The following is a 15,429-nucleotide window of genomic DNA, read 5'->3' as shown; positions in this document are numbered from 1 at the left end:
GGCAGGATTGGTTCCTGCTGGAAGGATGTCCTCATGCCACCTCGTAAGCGTCGGTCGTTCACGGCCGAGTACAAGGTCGAGGCTGCGCATCGTGTGATCGATTCCGGCCGCACGATCGCTGAAGTGGCTCGTGAGTTGGGTCTCAACGACGGGTTGCTGAGTAACTGGGTCAAGGATGAGCGGCGCAGGATCGCCGCGGCCGAGGCTCACGGCGAAAAGCCTTTGGAGGCTGCGGAACGCGCCGAGTTGCTACGGTTGCGTAGACAGGTCGCCGAGCTGGAGAAGGACAACGCGTTCCTGGTAAAAGCCTCGGCGTACTTTGCCGCGATGCAGAAGAAACCGAACGGTTCGATCTGATGGTGAAGTACGCCGGCCCCGACACGCTCGCCGAGACCGGCACCGACACCGACGGCAGTGAAGACGCCGCCGGGCCGTTCTCGGTGCGTCGTATGGCGCGACTTCTGGACGTGTCCGCGTCGGGCTACTACGCGTATGTCAAACGCGCGGCGGCGCGGAGGTTGACACCACGCAAGCAGCGCCGGGCTGACCTCGAAGTGAAAATCACCGAAGTACACAAAGAATCCGGCGGCACCTATGGGTCACCCCGCATCACCGCCGAACTGCGTGCGCGGGGCGAGGTGGTCAGCGAGAAGACCGTCGCCAAGATCATGGCCGGCATCGGGATCGAGGGCATCAGCCCGCGCACGTTCAAGGTGAAAACCACCGTGGCCGACCCGAAGGCGTCGTTCCCGCCGGACCTCGTCGATCGGGAATTCGACCAGGGCCGCGTGGACGCGGTGTGGCTGACCGATATCACCTACCTGTCCTGCGGTGAGAGTGAGATGTATCTGTGCGCGGTCCGGGACGGGCATTCCCGGAAGGTGCTCGGCTACACCATCTCCGAGCACATCGGCTCGGAGATGGTCACCGAGGCCATCGACGCCGCCGTCGCTACCCGGGGCGGCCGGTGCCGTGGCACGATCCTGCATTCCGATCGTGGCGGTGAGTACACCGGTCATCTAACGGTGAAAGCGTGTTTCCGGCACGGGCTGCGCCGGTCGATGGGCGCGACTGGGGTCTGCTGGGACAACAGCCCTGCGGAATCGTTCTGGTCCACGTTCAAACACGAGCACTACTACCGGCATACCTACGCCACACAGACGGAACTCGTTGTCGCAGTTGACAATTGGGTTCGCTTCTACAATGCTGTCCGGAGGCACTCCGCGATCGGGATGCTCAGTCCCGAGGACTACGAGAGCTCACTCCGAGCAACTGCCTGAATCCCCGTAAACCCCCTGTCCACCGCTCGGGGGGAACCTCAACATGCCCTTGGCCAGCCAAGTGGTCACCGTCTGGTGACACGTAAACCATGTCTTATCCGGATAGTCGGTGTCCAGCGCGGCGGTGTAGTTGGTGGTCCCCTCCCATGGGCCGTGCAGGTCGTAGCCCTGCACCACGATGAAACTGAACTTGTCCAGCTCCGCGTCCGACCAGTAGGTAGCCCACTGTTTGTTCGCAGGCACCCACGCGGTCAGCTCCAGGTCCGGCCGGCGAGACTCGATCTCGAAGACGTCCAGCTGACTTCGGCATTCGATGATCAGATCCGTCAGGTTCGCCGTGTCGGCCGCCTGCGGGAACTCCCAGTCCAGATCGAACCCGTCGAAGATCCCCGCTGCGGCACCGGCCGGGAGCCCTGGGATGTTGCCACACAGGAACACGTCCACCACCGAGTAGACGAACGCGGCCCGGGACTGAGCCGTGGCCGCGGCCTGTGCAAACTGGTCCTGCTGCCCAGGTCCGCCGAGAGCCACCAAGATCCGCAGGTGCGGATGCCGGGCCTTGAGCTTGCGCAGCTGGTTGAAGTGTCCTTTCAACGCCTGGGACGGGTCGTCGGCCACACCGTCCACGGACCGGGCCGCGCTGTAGCCCATCTCCACGTCCGCCCACGGATCCCCGAGCTTGACACGCAGCGAGGTGGCGTCGATCGCGCCGAAGCAGTACACGATATGCGTCAGCCGGTCAGCGACCTTGTCCACATCCCGCAGGAAGTACGAGTCGTACACACTCCACGACGTGAAGTAGCCGACCTTGCGGAAGGGCCCTGGATGCGGTTCTGACTCCACGTACTGGTCGACCTTGGCCAGCAGGGCGGCCTTCAGGCCCGCGACGTCACTGATCGGCATTACCCCTACCTCCGCCTGTTTCCCGCCGAACAGTCCGGCGAATAGTTCTCTCGTATGCCTGCAGGCGTTGCAATCGGTGAGCTACGAGGCCCTGCACGTCCAACCGCGTACCCGCCCAGAAATGGTCAATGGCCCGCGTTTCGGTCCAAGACCGCCGAGGAGAACCCGCGCCGATCGTTGGGCTAGCGCGAGTACCACCGCGGGGCAACTCAGCTGTGTCCGGGCCGCCGATCTGCTGCAAATACTGACTTTGAGAATCGTGAAGTCGAACTCACAGCCCCCTTCCCACAACCTCGATCACGTCGGAGATCACCAAGTGTCCCGACTAAGGCCACTCGTTGCTGCCGTACCAGCTGTGCGTATGCCATGCCAGCGCACATCGGGGCACCATAACGCTACTGGATGCAGTCCAGACTCCAACCGATCTGCGTTTCGGGGACCGTCCGCCGATCGAGGTCTGGCCGCGATAGCTGGTCCCGCACTTCACCGCACCGGCCCAACCGGGGCCCGAACCGCTGCTGCTCGGAGAGGTCCGTCCTCTATCGGACTCGCGCTGCCGACACGCTGGACCGGCTATCGTAGTTAGTCGGCGGCAGTGAATTCGCAGACGACGGAGCGCGAGCCGCGCTGCACATCGCCGCACAGGGTCGCCATTCCCAACGAACCCGACGAAGCCATCACCGATAGGCTGACCACGGGCGCTTCATCCCCCGTCAGCTCGGCGACCGCACCGCATGACCAAGCACACCACGCCGTCATCCGATGTGGACAGATAGAGGTCGAGCACACGATCGTCCATCCGACGTTCGTGCGGGACTTCCCGGTCGAGACCTCGCCGCTGACCCGGCAGCACCCCGACGAGCCGCTGCTCACCGAGAAATAGAATCTCATCGGGTGGGGCATGGACTCGGCACCGGTTTCACCGAGCTGACCGACCCGCTCGAACAGCGTCGCCAGCTCAAGGGTTGCACCCGGGGGCGCTTCGGCGACTTGGACGGACGTCGCAGTTTAGCTGGCCCACAGCGGTCCGCAGTCTTGGGTACGTGGGGTCGAAAGGCACTTCTTCGGGACGACCCTGCGAGCAGAGTGGTCGCGTGAGGTTCAGCAGGGGTGTGCCTGGTGGTCACCGCTGCCTACTGTCAGCACGTCCGAGGGTTCGGCCCCCGGCGAACCCGCCAACGCGAACGGTCTGGCCTCGGTTCGAGCCCGTTAGCTGCTGACCGGACTCGGGCCTAACACCGTGCCCGAGCAGCACACCAGCGTGGTGGCCAAAGCAGTAGGGGCGGCCAGTCTCGACGCGAACACGCCGACGCTCCCGCTGCGGAATCGGGTTCCGTGCAAGGTTTCCGACCCGCCAGGCGAAAAACCGGTTCTGGGCAGCCACTTCCCCGGCCCACGTGGAATCGTCGATCTGCGGACCATCGAGATCCTGCTGTCGCCACGGTGAGTACGAAATATCGTCTTGCTCCGTCGCATCCCCCCACAACGTGCCTCTGCGTGAGAACCACACGAAGTTCAGGAAAAAGCAGACATCCCGCGCCTAACCCACCTGGGAGTTCCATGCGCTCCCCGCCATCTCGGCGTAGCGCAAGAAGGCGTTGAGCTCGACACCGTTCCCATATCGCGGCGAGACCAGAAACGGCGTCCCGCAGGGATGTCCTCATCCGTCAACCACCCCGACCAGCGCGAAGGCAACTCGGCCACAAACGGCAACGGGGAGATCAGCTCAGGCAACTCAACGGGAACGTATCGCACCTGCCATCCGGACTTGATCAGGTAAGCACGTCCCACAGCCACGGGGTCGACCTGCTTGATCGGAACGAACTGCCGGACCTCTAGCCGCCGGGCGCTGAGAGCGGGAGGCTGTCGAAGTCGGTGTCGGTAAACTGGACCAGGCGGCCGGCGTAGTCGTAGGCGCTGGAGATCTCCGCGAACGGGACCTCGCGGTTCTCGGCCTCGCCGACCTTCCGATAGCGAATACGCGCGCCATTCTCTGGTGGAAGCTCACCGAACGGTCACGGGTCATTCGGGGCAAGGAGTAGCCGATGGGAACCAGCCTGAGGGAGATCCCTCCCGTCCATGTCGCAACCATGCCCCACCTGCAAAATTCCGAGTGTTCAGAGGCTCGCCGGGGCGGGTCTTCGTCGATGGCAGTGGGCTGACGGCCCCTGGAAAGCCATCCCTGTGGTTGAGCCCCTTCCGCCCCTGGGAAGCACACTCCGCTCTCCCGGCACGGGCGATCCTCAAACGCTTCGGCGCGCGAGTAGCAGGACACAACCCCAAACGGACGGCGAGCGGTCCCGTGTTGCGGTCTTGCCGTGTGGGTGATGTGCTGAGCTGGGGTGGGTCCCCATCTACCCTCGGTGTCCAGTTAGGGAGCCCCAGTCGCACTGGCGCCGAACAGACCCCCGCACGTGACCGCCCAGGTGTGCGGGGGTCTTTGCTGCACCGACCCTCCATCGGGTGCGAGGCCCTCTTCCGGAGACTCTGCCTCGGGTGTCGGCAGCTGCCGGCTCTGATCGACGGGCTTGTCCTTGCAGGCACGAACGACAGCGGTTGATCACCTTCTCGACCGCGGACTGTGAGTGAGCGACGTGATGCGCTGGTGGCCTCCGACGAGCCAGGGAGTACACACAGGAGTCTCTGGCTGAAGCTGGAATCGCCCCGGCGGGTCCGGAGACATTTACTTTGTGTGATAGCTCGGCGGAGTGCCGGGCCGGGTGTTGATCGTAGTGGGCGGTTTCGGGTCTGTAGCGGGAACGGTGTTTCCGCTACAGACCCGAACTGCTCTCCGGAGGCCAGTGGCAACGCTTAGGCGTCACGCGCGGCGATCGATCGGGTCCGGCCTTGAGGGATGGCTACCGTCGCCGTATGGGGCCGAAACTCCCGTGATCACCTTGCTGGCCGGACGGGTGTGAGGAGGCCGAGGCCGAAGTGGCGGTGGGCGCCGAGGATGAGGGGCCGGGGTTTTTCGGTGATCTTTCGGGCTGTTGTGGGGGCGAGTTCGAGGGTGAGGCCGAGTCCGGGGAGTCGTTGGTTCATGGTTTGGCTGGGGCGGTGGCGTCGGTAGCGGCGTGCCCAGTGGTCGGGGAGGTCGGCCGGCCAGGGCGCGTTGGTCCCGTGTGGGGTGGGGTGGATCTTCGTGATGACGTCGTCGGTGGGGAGGTCGAGTTCGGCGGCGAGTTCGGCGCGGAGTTCGTGGGTGACGAACTCTTCGGTGGTTTCTTTCTTGCGGTGTCGCCGGAAGCAGACTGGGGTGAGGGTGCGCCACGTGGTGACGGGTGCCGCGGTGGTGGTTTCGGGTGTGGCGTCCGCGATGTCACCGACGTGTTCCAGGGCGACACGGATGTCCGCTGCTTGGTTTCGTTCCTCGCTGCGGCTGTGGCGTGGTCTGAGGCGACGGAGGGCGGTGACGGCTCGGAGAACGTCGGGGTCGAATCCGGCGGGCAGCCAGATGACTGCGGTGTCCAGGTAGGGCGATTCGGTGTCGCTGTTGTAGGCGAGGTAGTGGGCGTGCTGGTGCTGGTTTCGGCTGATGTTGTCGGCGTGGTCTTTGCCCGAAAGTGGTGGGCACTGGCCACCGGTTCCATCGGGGTTGCGGTGCTGTTTCCCGTATAGGCTCAGACAGGCGCGGCGGAGCGTGTCTGTGATCAGCAGGGTGTCGGCGAAGTGCAGGGGCGCTGGGCTTTCCAGGGCGAAGCGGACTGCGGTCGGTCGCGGTCGGTGTCGAACGGGACGATCGGGTTTTCGTGTCTGTTCGCCCGGTGTGGTGTAGCCGATCCAGCAGGCGCCGGGTGGGGTGACCATGCGGTCTTTGCGCATGGTGCGGGTATCGATTTCCACCTGTTCGGGCGTGACGTCCGGTGCCGGTGCGAGGAGCCGTAGTTCTCCCCCCGGGTCAGGGGTGATCCAGGTGTCGCGTTCAGGCGTGGTGTCGAGGAGTTCGGCGACACAGATCGAGTCCGCCCGCCCGAGGTAGGGCATCCGCTGCGCGAGTACGGCGAGTGCCTTGGCCTGGTCGTCGGTGAGTTCGGTATCCCACGTCACCAGCAGGGCTCCGGGCCCGTCGGCCTGGGGTTCCTTGGGTAGGGACAGGAAGTTGTCGAATGCGAGGAATCGTTTCTCGCGGCCTTGGTGGTCGAGGTCGACGCCAGGCATGTAGTGCCGGGTGTGTCCGTGGATAGTGTGCGGCAGTACGTAGCGCGGTGCCGTGCCGGCCAGGGTTTGCAGCAGTCCTGTGATGGTCGTGGTTCCGATTTCGGGGGCGCGTTGATGCCAGACCGCCAGTAGGGCGCGAAGCAGCCGCCAGGGCGAGGGCGGCCACTCCAGCCGGCCTTCGTTGGCGCTGTGGTCCCAGGGGGTGGCGTGGTAGCGGCCGAGTGGGAAGCGGAAGGACAGGGTGGGAATCACTTGCTCTTGTCCCTTTTCATCTGCGTCTTGGCCGACGCCGAGGTCCAGGTGATGTCGTGGGTGGTTCCGCCGTGCTCGTCTGCGGTGACGTCGACGAGTTTGTCGATCCTGGCGGTCAGCTCATCCAGGTCCGGCAGGTCGATCGTCTCGGTGGTGATCAGGTCGCATGCGGTGCGCAGCCGCAGGCCGGAATTCAGCAAGCTGCGCAGTTCCCATTGGGCGAGTGTGTGGAGGAGTTCGGTGGCTTCCGGAGACAGCCCGTAGGAACGGAATTGCTGCTTGTCGATCACCACGGACAACAGGATGGTCTCGGCGGTGTATTCGATGCGCTGGTGCGGGATCGAGCCATAGCCGGTGTCCGCGCCGGGCGACGGTTCGTCGTCGGTGCCGGCTTCGTTTTTGTTGCGGACCAGTTCTCGTTTGACACCGCCGGACACTGCCGGCCGCACATTATGTGCCTCGATGAAAGCTGTCACCGCGCGTTGGACACGCGGCTGCCAAGGCCAGGCGCTGATGGCGAAGAACACGCCGTGGAGCAGGCTGAACGGGTCGAGGCGGAACACGGCGCGGGTCAGCTGCACGCGGTCCAGGGGGCGACCGGGCTGCAGGCCGAGGGCGTCGTGGAGGAAGTCCATACCCGGTGTGCCGTCGGGCAACTGGCCGTGGCGGATGTAGGCCGAGGCCAGGCGGTGGGCTTCGATACGACTGGAGGTCAGGAACCGTGCGTCTTCGGCATGGCTGACACGGACCCAGGGCAGCCGGTCGAATGGAGCCCGCGGGGCGCTGGCGACCGCGTCCCATGCTTGTTCTTCCAGGCGGTTGGCCATCGACTGCACGGACTCCACCAGCAGGGAACGACCGTCCCGAGCGGGGGCATCGAATTCGGCCGCGCCGAGATCAGGGAACCCGGTGGGCTGGAACCGGCTTCCAGCAACCGGCCGCAGAGCCACGTTCAGGATGGTGCGCGCGTCAGTCATGAAAGTCCTCTTCAGATTCTCGCGATTCGGCATTGTCAGCGGATAGTGGGCGGGCTACCGAAGCCAGTAGCCCCGGAAGCCCTTCACGGTGAACCGGGATGAGCAGGGCGGCAGCCAACCGTGGCCCATCGGCGCCGCGGGCGAGGAAGCGTGCGCGGGCAACCGGGCGGTACCCGGCTTGGCGTGCTCGGCGCAGCGCATCGTCGAGCACCGGCTCACTACGTCCGGCACGTAGTTGCGCGCCCCACCAGCTCCGCGCCCCCAAGGTGTGGTCGGCCGCAGCACTCATACCGTGCATGAACGGCGCCAATACCGCGTACGCCGGGAAAGGGACAGCACCCCCAGGCGGTTCGGTCAGCGAGACGTAGCGCGTATCGAATGCGAGCGCTGCCCACAGCGCACGTTCCACGTCGTCATCGTCGATGTCGCCATAAAGCCACGCGCAGACGGTTCTGGCGGGGACCGCAGGCACCGAGAGCGAACGCGATCTGCGAGCGAGTCGTGGGCACCCTACGCCGCGAGCTCCTCGACCGGATCCTGATCTACAACGAGGCCCCACGCTCAGAACGTGCTCAGCGAGTACATCCGGTACTACAACCGGCACCGCCCCCACCGGTCCCAGCACCAACTACCCCGGACAGCACCGAACCATGCGCCCCGGCCACCGTCACCGACCTCCAGGCCCACCGGATCCGGCGACAACCCATCCTCGACGGCCTGATCAACGAGTACCACCACGACGCTGCCTGACGGCACGGCGTCGCCCCAGCGCACAGGGCCGAATCGTATTTTCGAGCGGCACAGGATGGCGCCCTGATCGTCCCGGTCGGGGTTGGACTCGTTGCGGCCCTGACCTGCCTGTACGCCACCCGGTGGTGGAACTCCCCCGCGCCGCACCGATCACGGCCAGTGCTCGGCGGCCTGCTCCTGACAGGTATCGGACTTTCCGGTCTGCTGACCGCCGTCCGCTTTCCCGACACCGAGCTCACCGGCGGTTCCGGACCACTCGTCTACGGCAGTTGGCTCGTCTGGGGTATGTGCACCATCGCCATCTCCCAGCGACTCAGTCCCCGACGACCTGACCAAGCCGAACGAGTGGTGCGGCAGATCGCTGATCCCCGGGGACGCGGTGCCCCGGGGCGCTATCACGATTCTTCCGATCGCCTCGGGCCATCCTCTCCTACCAGTGCGGCGAAGCCGTCGAGATGCCGCACGAGGCTGTACTCGAACAGTCCGTCCAGGTCCGGCACCGTCTCCTCGTGAACCTTCGCCAGCAGCGGAAACCTCCCGCTGGCGAAGAGCTCCTCGGTCCGGGTCCGCTGTGCCACCAACCACCGGGTGAGCGTCACACCGGTCTCCTGCTCCGCCTCGACCTCGTCCGCCATGGACAGCGCGATGGTGAGGACCAACGAGTGCAGCCTGAGTACTTCTTGCATCTGTGTCGCCATGGACAGCCCAAGGCCGTCGAGGGCACGCAGCGTCCACTCGGTGTGCGCCATCATGTTGGGCACGAGCGCGGGGCGAGTGAACGAAACGGCCCTGGGCAGCCAGGGGTGTCGCCAGCACAGCGCCCACTGCTGGCGGGCGATCAGTTCGAGCTTGGCTCGCCACCCCACGGGCCCCGGAATCGGTAACTCCGGTTCACCGAACACCTCGTCGGCCATCTGCGTCACCAGTTCGTCCTTGTTCTCGACGTGCCGATACAGCGACATGGGTCCAACGCCCAACTCGGCCGCGACTCGCCGCATGGACACGGCGTCGAGTCCCTCGACGTCGGCGATCGCGATGGCGGTTCGGAGCACGGGCTCCCGGCTCAGCGCCTGTTTGGAGGTGTCGACCTGCCGTTCCGGACGCGGTGGTATCTGCGCTGTCGTCGGGCCGGTCTGCCGCCTCCGGCCCCGACGCGCGCTGACGACAGTGCCGGAACCAACCTTGGCTTCGACCAGACCCTGCTCGCGGAGGGTGGCTACAACTTTCGTCGCGGTCGCGACCGCGACGCCCCAGCGTTCAGCGATCTGCCGGATGGAAGGCATCCGTTGACCGGGCCGGAGGTCACCGGACCGAATTCTCGCGCTGATCTCCGCGACGATCCGCAGGTATGGCGGATCCGGGCGTGCTGCGGACGGCATGGGCGCCTCCTGATCATCCTCGTTGCCAGGTCGTTCACTTTTCACAAATGTACTAGTTCGGAGACAACTGAACTAGCACACTAATCCAGCTTATTACACCCAACTTGTTGACCGAACCGATGGCGTAAATACACTGTACGCAGGTCAACACACTGTACGCAGATGGCGACGAAGACACCGGCTGGCAGGGGTCACCCCGGGTCGTTCCGTCGCCCGCAAACTCGATTAGGCGACCATGAACAACATTCCACCCCCGGCAGCACGAAGTCTCCTCTTGAGTTTGTCGAACAACGATGTGGCCAGAAAACAGAACAGGAGCATGTGATGGTGACCAAGATCGACACCGACTACCTCGTGATCGGTGCGGGCGCGACGGCGATGGCCTTCGTGGACACGCTGCTGACCGAATCGGACGCGACCGTGGTGCTGGTCGACCGCTACCACCAACCAGGCGGACACTGGACCGTCGCCTACCCCTACGTGCGGTTACATCAACCGTCGGCTATGTATGGCGTGAACTCCCGCCCCCTCGGCAACGACACGATCGACCAATCCGGCTGGAACGCCGGCCTCTACGAACTAGCCAGCGCGAGTGAGATCTGCAGCTATTTCGACCAGGTCATGCGGCAGACGTTCCTGCCATCCGGGCGGGTGTCGTACTTTCCCATGGCCGAATACGACGGTGCCGGCCGATTTCACCTGACAACCTCCGGCGACGAATACCAGGTGACCGTGCGACGGAAGATCGTGGACACCACCTATCAAGGCGTGACTGTGCCGGCCATGCAACCACCAGAATTCCCGATCGCCACCGGCGTTCCCGTGGTACCACCAAACGAGCTGCCGGCCATCCGCGAACCCTACGACCAGTACGTCATCGTCGGCGCCGGCAAAACCGGGATCGACGCCTGCCTCTGGCTGCTGGAACAGGGCGTCGCCCCCGCGCGCCTGACCTGGATCATGCCCCGCGCACCATGGCTCATCGACCGGGACACCGTGCAACCACTCCCCCTCCGTCGCGCCGAAGACATCGCGAGAGACTACGCCGCCAAACACGAAGCCATCATGCGCGCCGAATCCATACCCGACCTCTTCAATCGACTCAACGCCGTTGGTGCCCTGCTGAGAATTTCCTCGGATGAGCGGCCGACAGCGTTTCGCTGCGCAACCGTCTCGCAGACAGAACTGGAACAGCTACGCAAGATCGAACATGTCGTTCGCCTCGGCCGGGTGAAACGAATCACCGAAACAGACATCGAACTCGACGGTGGCACCCTACCGACCAGCCACCGCACGTTGCATGTGGACTGCACCGCCGACGCCGCCAAACAACTCCCCATAGTCCCGATATTCCAAGATGGACTGATTACCCTGCAATCGGTTCGAGTATGCCAACCGGTGTTCAGCGCTGCCCTCATCGCGCACGTGGAGGCGGCCTATCCGAATGACACTGTGAAAAACGAGCTCTGCCCGGTCACGCCAAACCCAAAAACCGACATAGACTGGCTGCGGTTCGCGCTATCCGGAAATTTAGAACAGCTGCGTTGGTCAGGCAACGACGATATCGGCACCTGGCTACACACTTCCCGGCTACAACCAAACATCGCCCCACCGATACCGGACGATCCGGCAGAACGGGCCACCTTCGAACAACAAGCCTTAGCCATGGCACGAGAACAGAACGCAAAACTCGAAGAACTCCTATATGCGCACGACGCACTTTAGGCCCACAACTCGTTGATGCAGGTAGAAAGCCGACCAATGTGGAGGAACCGTCGTGACGATCGCTCTTTGGGACGATTGTCACGACTCGGCGTGCATCGACAAACCCCGGAGCAACACCCACCGGTCAACGGTCAGACGGCGGCCCGTGTGGCTGACATGAACAGGAACATGTCGCTCTTACCCGGCTACTGCCGCCATGCCGGGCGAGTTGCTCGATGAATTGGTGCTTCAGTCAGCCATGGTTGGCGACTGGGATAGCCTCATCGAACTGCAAGCGGCCGTGCCCACCGCGCCCGATGGAAATCCTGTTACCGCCATCGGTGCATGGAGGATTATTCAGGCGCATCAAAATTCAGTCGCCGACCGGCGTGTTGACATAAGCGGCGGTCCGTTTAATGCGAGAATTGGGTTACCACACTCAAAATCGCAAGAAAGCGGACCACCTGTATGTATCATACCACCGGCCTCACCGTGCCACAGATCGCCGACTTATGTGAGCTGATCAGGATGGAAACCGGGCAAGAGAACCAGCCGTGGCCACCGATTCTAGGATTGTGGAACTCTGTGGTCGTTGCGCTGACCTATATGAGGCGCAATCGGGTCCAAGCGGAAATCGCAGAAACCTACGGAGTTTCCCAGCCGTCCATCAGTCGTGCGGTTACCACAGTGACGCCACTGATCAACCAGGTGCTCGCGAGGTTCGTGCCCACCGCCGACGAGTTGGACGACCGGCAGCAGTACATCGTCGACGGCACGCTGCTGCCCTGCTGGTCCTGGTCCTCGCACCCGGAGTTGTACTCGGGCAAGCACAAGACCACCGGTATGAACGTGCAGATCGCCTGTACGGTCGACGGCCAGCTCAGGTGGATCTCCGATCCGATTGATGGCAGCCGGCACGACTCGTACTGCCTCGGTGAATCTGACGTGCTGTTGACACTGACGCCCGCCAACTGGATAGGCGACAAAGGATACGTGGGCAACGACATGCTCACGCCGATCAAGAAACCTGAATGCCGCGAATTGCTGGACTGGGAGAAAGAATTCAACACGCAGATCAACAGGATTCGCTACGTCATCGAGCAGGTGATCGCTAACTTCAAGACCTGGCGCATCCTGCACACCGACTACCGGCGCCCCATCGAGACCTTCCGTAAAACCATCTCCACCGTTGTCGCCCTGCATTTCTTCGCCTCAGCGTGAATAACCCTCATGGATGCGCAACCTTTTCTAATTGGCCACTGAGGATCGCGGCAGACGCGATCAGACCTACCGACAGCAGCAATCACACGACTCGAACAGAGATGGGAGACCTGGCCCCGATGAGCAGACATAGGAACTGGCGTCGGACTCGCGCCCCATGGGCGCTCGTCCTACTGACGACACTGTGCGCAGAATTGACGTTCACCGCGGTCGCAGTACCGTTGACCTGGCTACTCGTGCCTCTGCTGATGGTGATGTACGGGGCCGGTGTCCTCGTAATCCGAGAGGCAGTCGTGCGAGTTGGCGGGGGCTGGCCGAGCCTTGTGCTGCTGGGTGTGGCCTACCAGATCGCAGAAGACGGACTAGGCCTGCAAGCCCTGACCAGCCCCCGGATGTATGGCGCTGCCGACTGGGGCTTGCGAGCCCTTGGCGTGAACTGGACATACTGGGAGTCACAGATCGGGGTTCACGTAGTTCTCAGCGTCCTTGTCCCCATCGCCCTTGTCGACCTCCTCTTTCCGGACCGTCGTGCCCGGCCGTATCTGGGAAGGGGCGGATTCATGGGAGCCGGCGCACTGGCAATCGTGGGCGTATTCGGACTGCGATATACCATTTCCGCAAGCCAGGACCCCGGATACCAGATGCCGTGGGGCTGGACGGCAGCATTCGTCGCAGCCATCATAGTGCTTGCCCTGCTCGCACTATTAGTCATTCCTCGCCGCCACCTCCCAGAACGCCGTCAAGCAGGCCGGAGGGCACCGCGCCCAGGAGTGGTCGGATTTGTGTCCATGTACTTGACCATGGCATTCCTGACGACACTGCTTCCACTCGGCCTCGGATCCGATCTACTGTTCGGCGACATGATGTCGCCTCTCTTGCGGCTGATCACAGCAGCCATGACCGCCATCCCCTTCGGATGGTTGGTGCTGCGCTGGCGAGCGGCAGCCAATTGGAACAATCGGCATCGAATCTGGCTTATCGGCGGGATTCTTGTGTCGCACACCGCGTTCATGATGCCCGGTTCGCCAACTGCCGTACTCGTTGGCTCGCTGACAATTGCGGCGCAGGTAGCCTTGCTGACCATTCTCGCCAGACACGTTCGACAGCGAGAAAGCGCGACGAACTCAATCCGGGTGTGATAGGAGCCGACGTCGGGCCAGTGAAAATCGGCGTCCCCAAAAGTGCACTAGTACGGCAGCCGCACTTTGGTGATCTTGGCTGGTCAGGGGCGTTGAGGGGGCCCGGTTAATCAGGCGGGCAGCCGCCTCGCGATGATCATGTTGTGACGCAAGAAGATCGTGAGGCGGCTGCGGCTGTCATGGTAGAGGGTGCGCGTGCGGTGGCGAACCTGGAGGTGCTGCACGGACGGTTGAGGCCGTGTTTCGCGCGGGCGAAGCCGTTTGGGCAGGCCAGGAAGTACATGTCCGGGTTGATGAGTGATCTGCCGCGCAAGAACGGGTGGACCATCGCCGAGCACGCGGGAGACCGGACTCCGGATCGGATGCAGCGGCTGCTCAATCACGCGGTGTGGGACCACGATCAGGTTCAGGGGGTGGTGCGACGGTTCGTGGTCGACCAGTTAGGAGACCAGCCGTTGCGGGTGGTGGCGCTGGACGAGTCCGGTCAGGAGAAACAGGGGGAATGCACTGCGGGCGCCAAACGGCAGTACATGGGCTGCGCGGGCCGGGTCGCGAATGGGGTGAACACAGTCTATTGCTCGTACGCCACCCCCGGCGGGCACGCGCTGGTCGGTGCCCGTATCTATGTGCCGGCCGAACAGCTCGACGATCCTGATCGCCGTGTCGCGCTCGGTGTTCCCGACAAGACCGAGTTCCGAACGAAACCGCAACTGGCGCAAGACATTCTTTTTGACATGATCTCGGATGAGACGATACCACCGTGGGTGGCGGGCGACGAGGTCTATGGCCGATCGGGCCCGCTACGGACTTTCTTGGAGGACAACGAGATCGGGTACGTGATGCGCGTCGGGTGCGCCTTCACCATCGAGTTGCCAACGGGTGAGCGGATACGCGCGGACGCTACCGTGGCCACGCACCTGGCCAGCCGCGAGCACGAGCGGGCCTGGCAGGTCTGCTCGGTGACCGGGTCGAAAGGCGAACGCATGTACGCCTGGGCCTGGATCGCGACCGCGAGCCCACGCCACTTTCTGTTGATACGCAAACACTTGCAGACCGGCGAGTTGGCCTACCACTACTGTCACGTTCCCGCTGGACGGCCGATCACGCTGATGACCCTCGTGCGGGTCGCATGCTTGCGCTGGCCAGTCGAAGAAGGGTTCGAGTTCGGAAAAGACCACTTCGGACTTGATCACTCCCAGGTCCGCCTCTACACCGCACTGCTGCGGCACATCGTACTCACTCTGGCCGCGCTCGCCGTCTGCGCCATCACCGCAGCCCAAGCCAGAACCCGAGCTCCAGCACCAATCTTGCCCACCACGCCCGATCAGCAGCCACCCGAGGATCCCGGCCTGATCGCACTCACTGTCGCCGAGATCAAACGACTATTCACACTGGTCACCCGTCGGCTCCACCCCGAAACCCACCACCTGCACTGGGTCTGGTGGCGACGCCGACACCAAGCTCGCGCCCGCTGGTTCCATCACCGCACCCGACTACGTCGTGACCAGCGAACATAGCCCAACCGGAAAGTGCGGCTGCCGTACTAGGTCAAAAAAGGCCCGAACTATCACACCTTGGTTTACCGCTGTGGCCGATGTGGCGTGAACCGCGACGATGATCGCCCGCACCGGACGACGTGCCCGCCCACCACCGGATCAACCAACGG

General features: G+C 63.7%; 13 protein-coding genes and 1 pseudogene. 8 read left to right on the top strand and 6 right to left on the bottom strand.

Annotated elements, in window-relative coordinates; genetic code table 11:
• Nucleotides 1-33: 33 nt before the first annotated feature.
• Entirely contained in the window at nucleotides 34-357 is a 324-nt protein-coding gene (locus ACRXBZ_RS28270) for a transposase (RefSeq protein WP_433878664.1), read from the top strand.
• Nucleotides 357-1,280: an IS3 family transposase gene (locus ACRXBZ_RS28265; protein WP_433881664.1), complete on the top strand. Its 924-nt coding sequence runs from the start codon at nucleotides 357-359 to the stop codon at nucleotides 1,278-1,280. Before ACRXBZ_RS28270 ends, ACRXBZ_RS28265 begins: the two co-directional genes overlap by 1 nt.
• Here ACRXBZ_RS28265 and ACRXBZ_RS28260 read toward each other — a convergent pair.
• Nucleotides 1,260-2,183, bottom strand: coding sequence for a glycoside hydrolase family 18 protein (locus tag ACRXBZ_RS28260; RefSeq protein ID WP_433881663.1), 924 nt, complete (start codon nucleotides 2,181-2,183; stop codon nucleotides 1,260-1,262). The genes ACRXBZ_RS28265 and ACRXBZ_RS28260 overlap by 21 nt on opposite strands.
• A 595-nt stretch (nucleotides 2,184-2,778) precedes the next feature.
• Between ACRXBZ_RS28260 and ACRXBZ_RS28255 the strand changes: the two genes are divergently transcribed.
• Nucleotides 2,779-3,066, top strand: a complete 288-nt coding sequence (locus tag ACRXBZ_RS28255; RefSeq protein WP_433881662.1) for a hypothetical protein — start codon at nucleotides 2,779-2,781, stop codon at nucleotides 3,064-3,066.
• Between the two features lie 952 nt (nucleotides 3,067-4,018).
• Here ACRXBZ_RS28255 and ACRXBZ_RS28250 read toward each other — a convergent pair.
• The 4 genes and pseudogenes from ACRXBZ_RS28250 to ACRXBZ_RS28235 all read right to left on the bottom strand — a co-directional run.
• Nucleotides 4,019-4,165, bottom strand: a pseudogene (locus ACRXBZ_RS28250) (non-homologous end joining protein Ku); the annotation flags it as partial.
• Between the two features lie 910 nt (nucleotides 4,166-5,075).
• Complete coding sequence (gene csb2 / locus ACRXBZ_RS28245) at nucleotides 5,076-6,593, bottom strand: type I-G CRISPR-associated protein Csb2 (RefSeq protein ID WP_433881661.1); 1,518 nt, start codon at nucleotides 6,591-6,593, stop codon at nucleotides 5,076-5,078.
• Nucleotides 6,590-7,570 (bottom strand): type I-G CRISPR-associated RAMP protein Csb1/Cas7g, encoded by a 981-nt coding sequence (gene cas7g, locus ACRXBZ_RS28240; protein WP_433881660.1) that lies wholly within the window; start codon nucleotides 7,568-7,570, stop codon nucleotides 6,590-6,592. Before cas7g ends, csb2 begins: the two co-directional genes overlap by 4 nt.
• Complete coding sequence (locus ACRXBZ_RS28235) at nucleotides 7,563-8,042, bottom strand: hypothetical protein (RefSeq protein ID WP_433881659.1); 480 nt, start codon at nucleotides 8,040-8,042, stop codon at nucleotides 7,563-7,565. The genes cas7g and ACRXBZ_RS28235 overlap by 8 nt, the downstream gene beginning before the upstream one ends.
• A gap of 29 nt (nucleotides 8,043-8,071) precedes the next feature.
• On the opposite strand from ACRXBZ_RS28235, the gene ACRXBZ_RS28230 reads away from it, so the two are divergent.
• The gene (locus ACRXBZ_RS28230) at nucleotides 8,072-8,320 is read left to right on the top strand and encodes a hypothetical protein (protein ID WP_433881658.1); all 249 of its coding nucleotides are present in this window, start codon (nucleotides 8,072-8,074) and stop codon (nucleotides 8,318-8,320) included.
• Nucleotides 8,321-8,715: 395 nt separating this feature from the next.
• Here the strand turns inward: ACRXBZ_RS28230 and ACRXBZ_RS28225 are convergent, their stop codons facing one another.
• Entirely contained in the window at nucleotides 8,716-9,699 is a 984-nt protein-coding gene (locus ACRXBZ_RS28225; RefSeq protein WP_433881657.1) for a TetR/AcrR family transcriptional regulator, read from the bottom strand.
• A 324-nt stretch (nucleotides 9,700-10,023) separates the two neighbouring features.
• On the opposite strand from ACRXBZ_RS28225, the gene ACRXBZ_RS28220 reads away from it, so the two are divergent.
• The 4 genes from ACRXBZ_RS28220 to ACRXBZ_RS28205 all read left to right on the top strand — a co-directional run bounded on the left by ACRXBZ_RS28220 (nucleotide 10,024) and on the right by ACRXBZ_RS28205 (nucleotide 15,280).
• Nucleotides 10,024-11,424 (top strand): NAD(P)/FAD-dependent oxidoreductase, encoded by a 1,401-nt coding sequence (locus ACRXBZ_RS28220; RefSeq protein WP_433881656.1) that lies wholly within the window; start codon nucleotides 10,024-10,026, stop codon nucleotides 11,422-11,424.
• A 666-nt stretch (nucleotides 11,425-12,090) separates the two neighbouring features.
• Nucleotides 12,091-12,624, top strand: a complete 534-nt coding sequence (locus ACRXBZ_RS28215) for a transposase family protein (RefSeq protein WP_433880486.1) — start codon at nucleotides 12,091-12,093, stop codon at nucleotides 12,622-12,624.
• A 101-nt stretch (nucleotides 12,625-12,725) separates the two neighbouring features.
• Nucleotides 12,726-13,763: a hypothetical protein gene (locus ACRXBZ_RS28210; RefSeq protein ID WP_490885426.1), complete on the top strand. Its 1,038-nt coding sequence runs from the start codon at nucleotides 12,726-12,728 to the stop codon at nucleotides 13,761-13,763.
• Nucleotides 13,764-13,906: 143 nt separating this feature from the next.
• Nucleotides 13,907-15,280 carry an IS701 family transposase gene (locus ACRXBZ_RS28205; protein ID WP_433881654.1) on the top strand — a complete coding sequence of 458 codons (1,374 nt, stop codon included), beginning with the start codon at nucleotides 13,907-13,909 and terminating at the stop codon, nucleotides 15,278-15,280.
• The last annotated feature ends 149 nt before the right edge of the window (nucleotides 15,281-15,429 follow it).

It is taken from the genome of Saccharopolyspora hattusasensis, assembly GCF_050972075.1.
In the GTDB taxonomy this organism is placed as follows: Bacteria; Actinomycetota; Actinomycetes; order Mycobacteriales; family Pseudonocardiaceae; genus Saccharopolyspora; species Saccharopolyspora hattusasensis.
This window is presented reverse-complemented; position numbering and strand designations above follow the sequence as displayed.

What these genes read in the sequence shown, in the direction of transcription:
- ACRXBZ_RS28270 (WP_433878664.1), top strand. Translation starts at nt 34, where the DNA reads ATGCCACCTCGTAAGCGTCGGTCGTTCACGGCCGAGTACAAGGTCGAG.
- ACRXBZ_RS28265 (WP_433881664.1), top strand. Translation starts at nt 357, where the DNA reads ATGGTGAAGTACGCCGGCCCCGACACGCTCGCCGAGACCGGCACCGAC.
- ACRXBZ_RS28260 (WP_433881663.1), bottom strand. Translation starts at nt 2,183, where the DNA reads ATGCCGATCAGTGACGTCGCGGGCCTGAAGGCCGCCCTGCTGGCCAAG.
- cas7g (WP_433881660.1), bottom strand. Translation starts at nt 7,570, where the DNA reads ATGACTGACGCGCGCACCATCCTGAACGTGGCTCTGCGGCCGGTTGCT.
- ACRXBZ_RS28225 (WP_433881657.1), bottom strand. Translation starts at nt 9,699, where the DNA reads ATGCCGTCCGCAGCACGCCCGGATCCGCCATACCTGCGGATCGTCGCG.
- ACRXBZ_RS28220 (WP_433881656.1), top strand. Translation starts at nt 10,024, where the DNA reads ATGGTGACCAAGATCGACACCGACTACCTCGTGATCGGTGCGGGCGCG.
- ACRXBZ_RS28210 (WP_490885426.1), top strand. Translation starts at nt 12,726, where the DNA reads ATGGGAGACCTGGCCCCGATGAGCAGACATAGGAACTGGCGTCGGACT.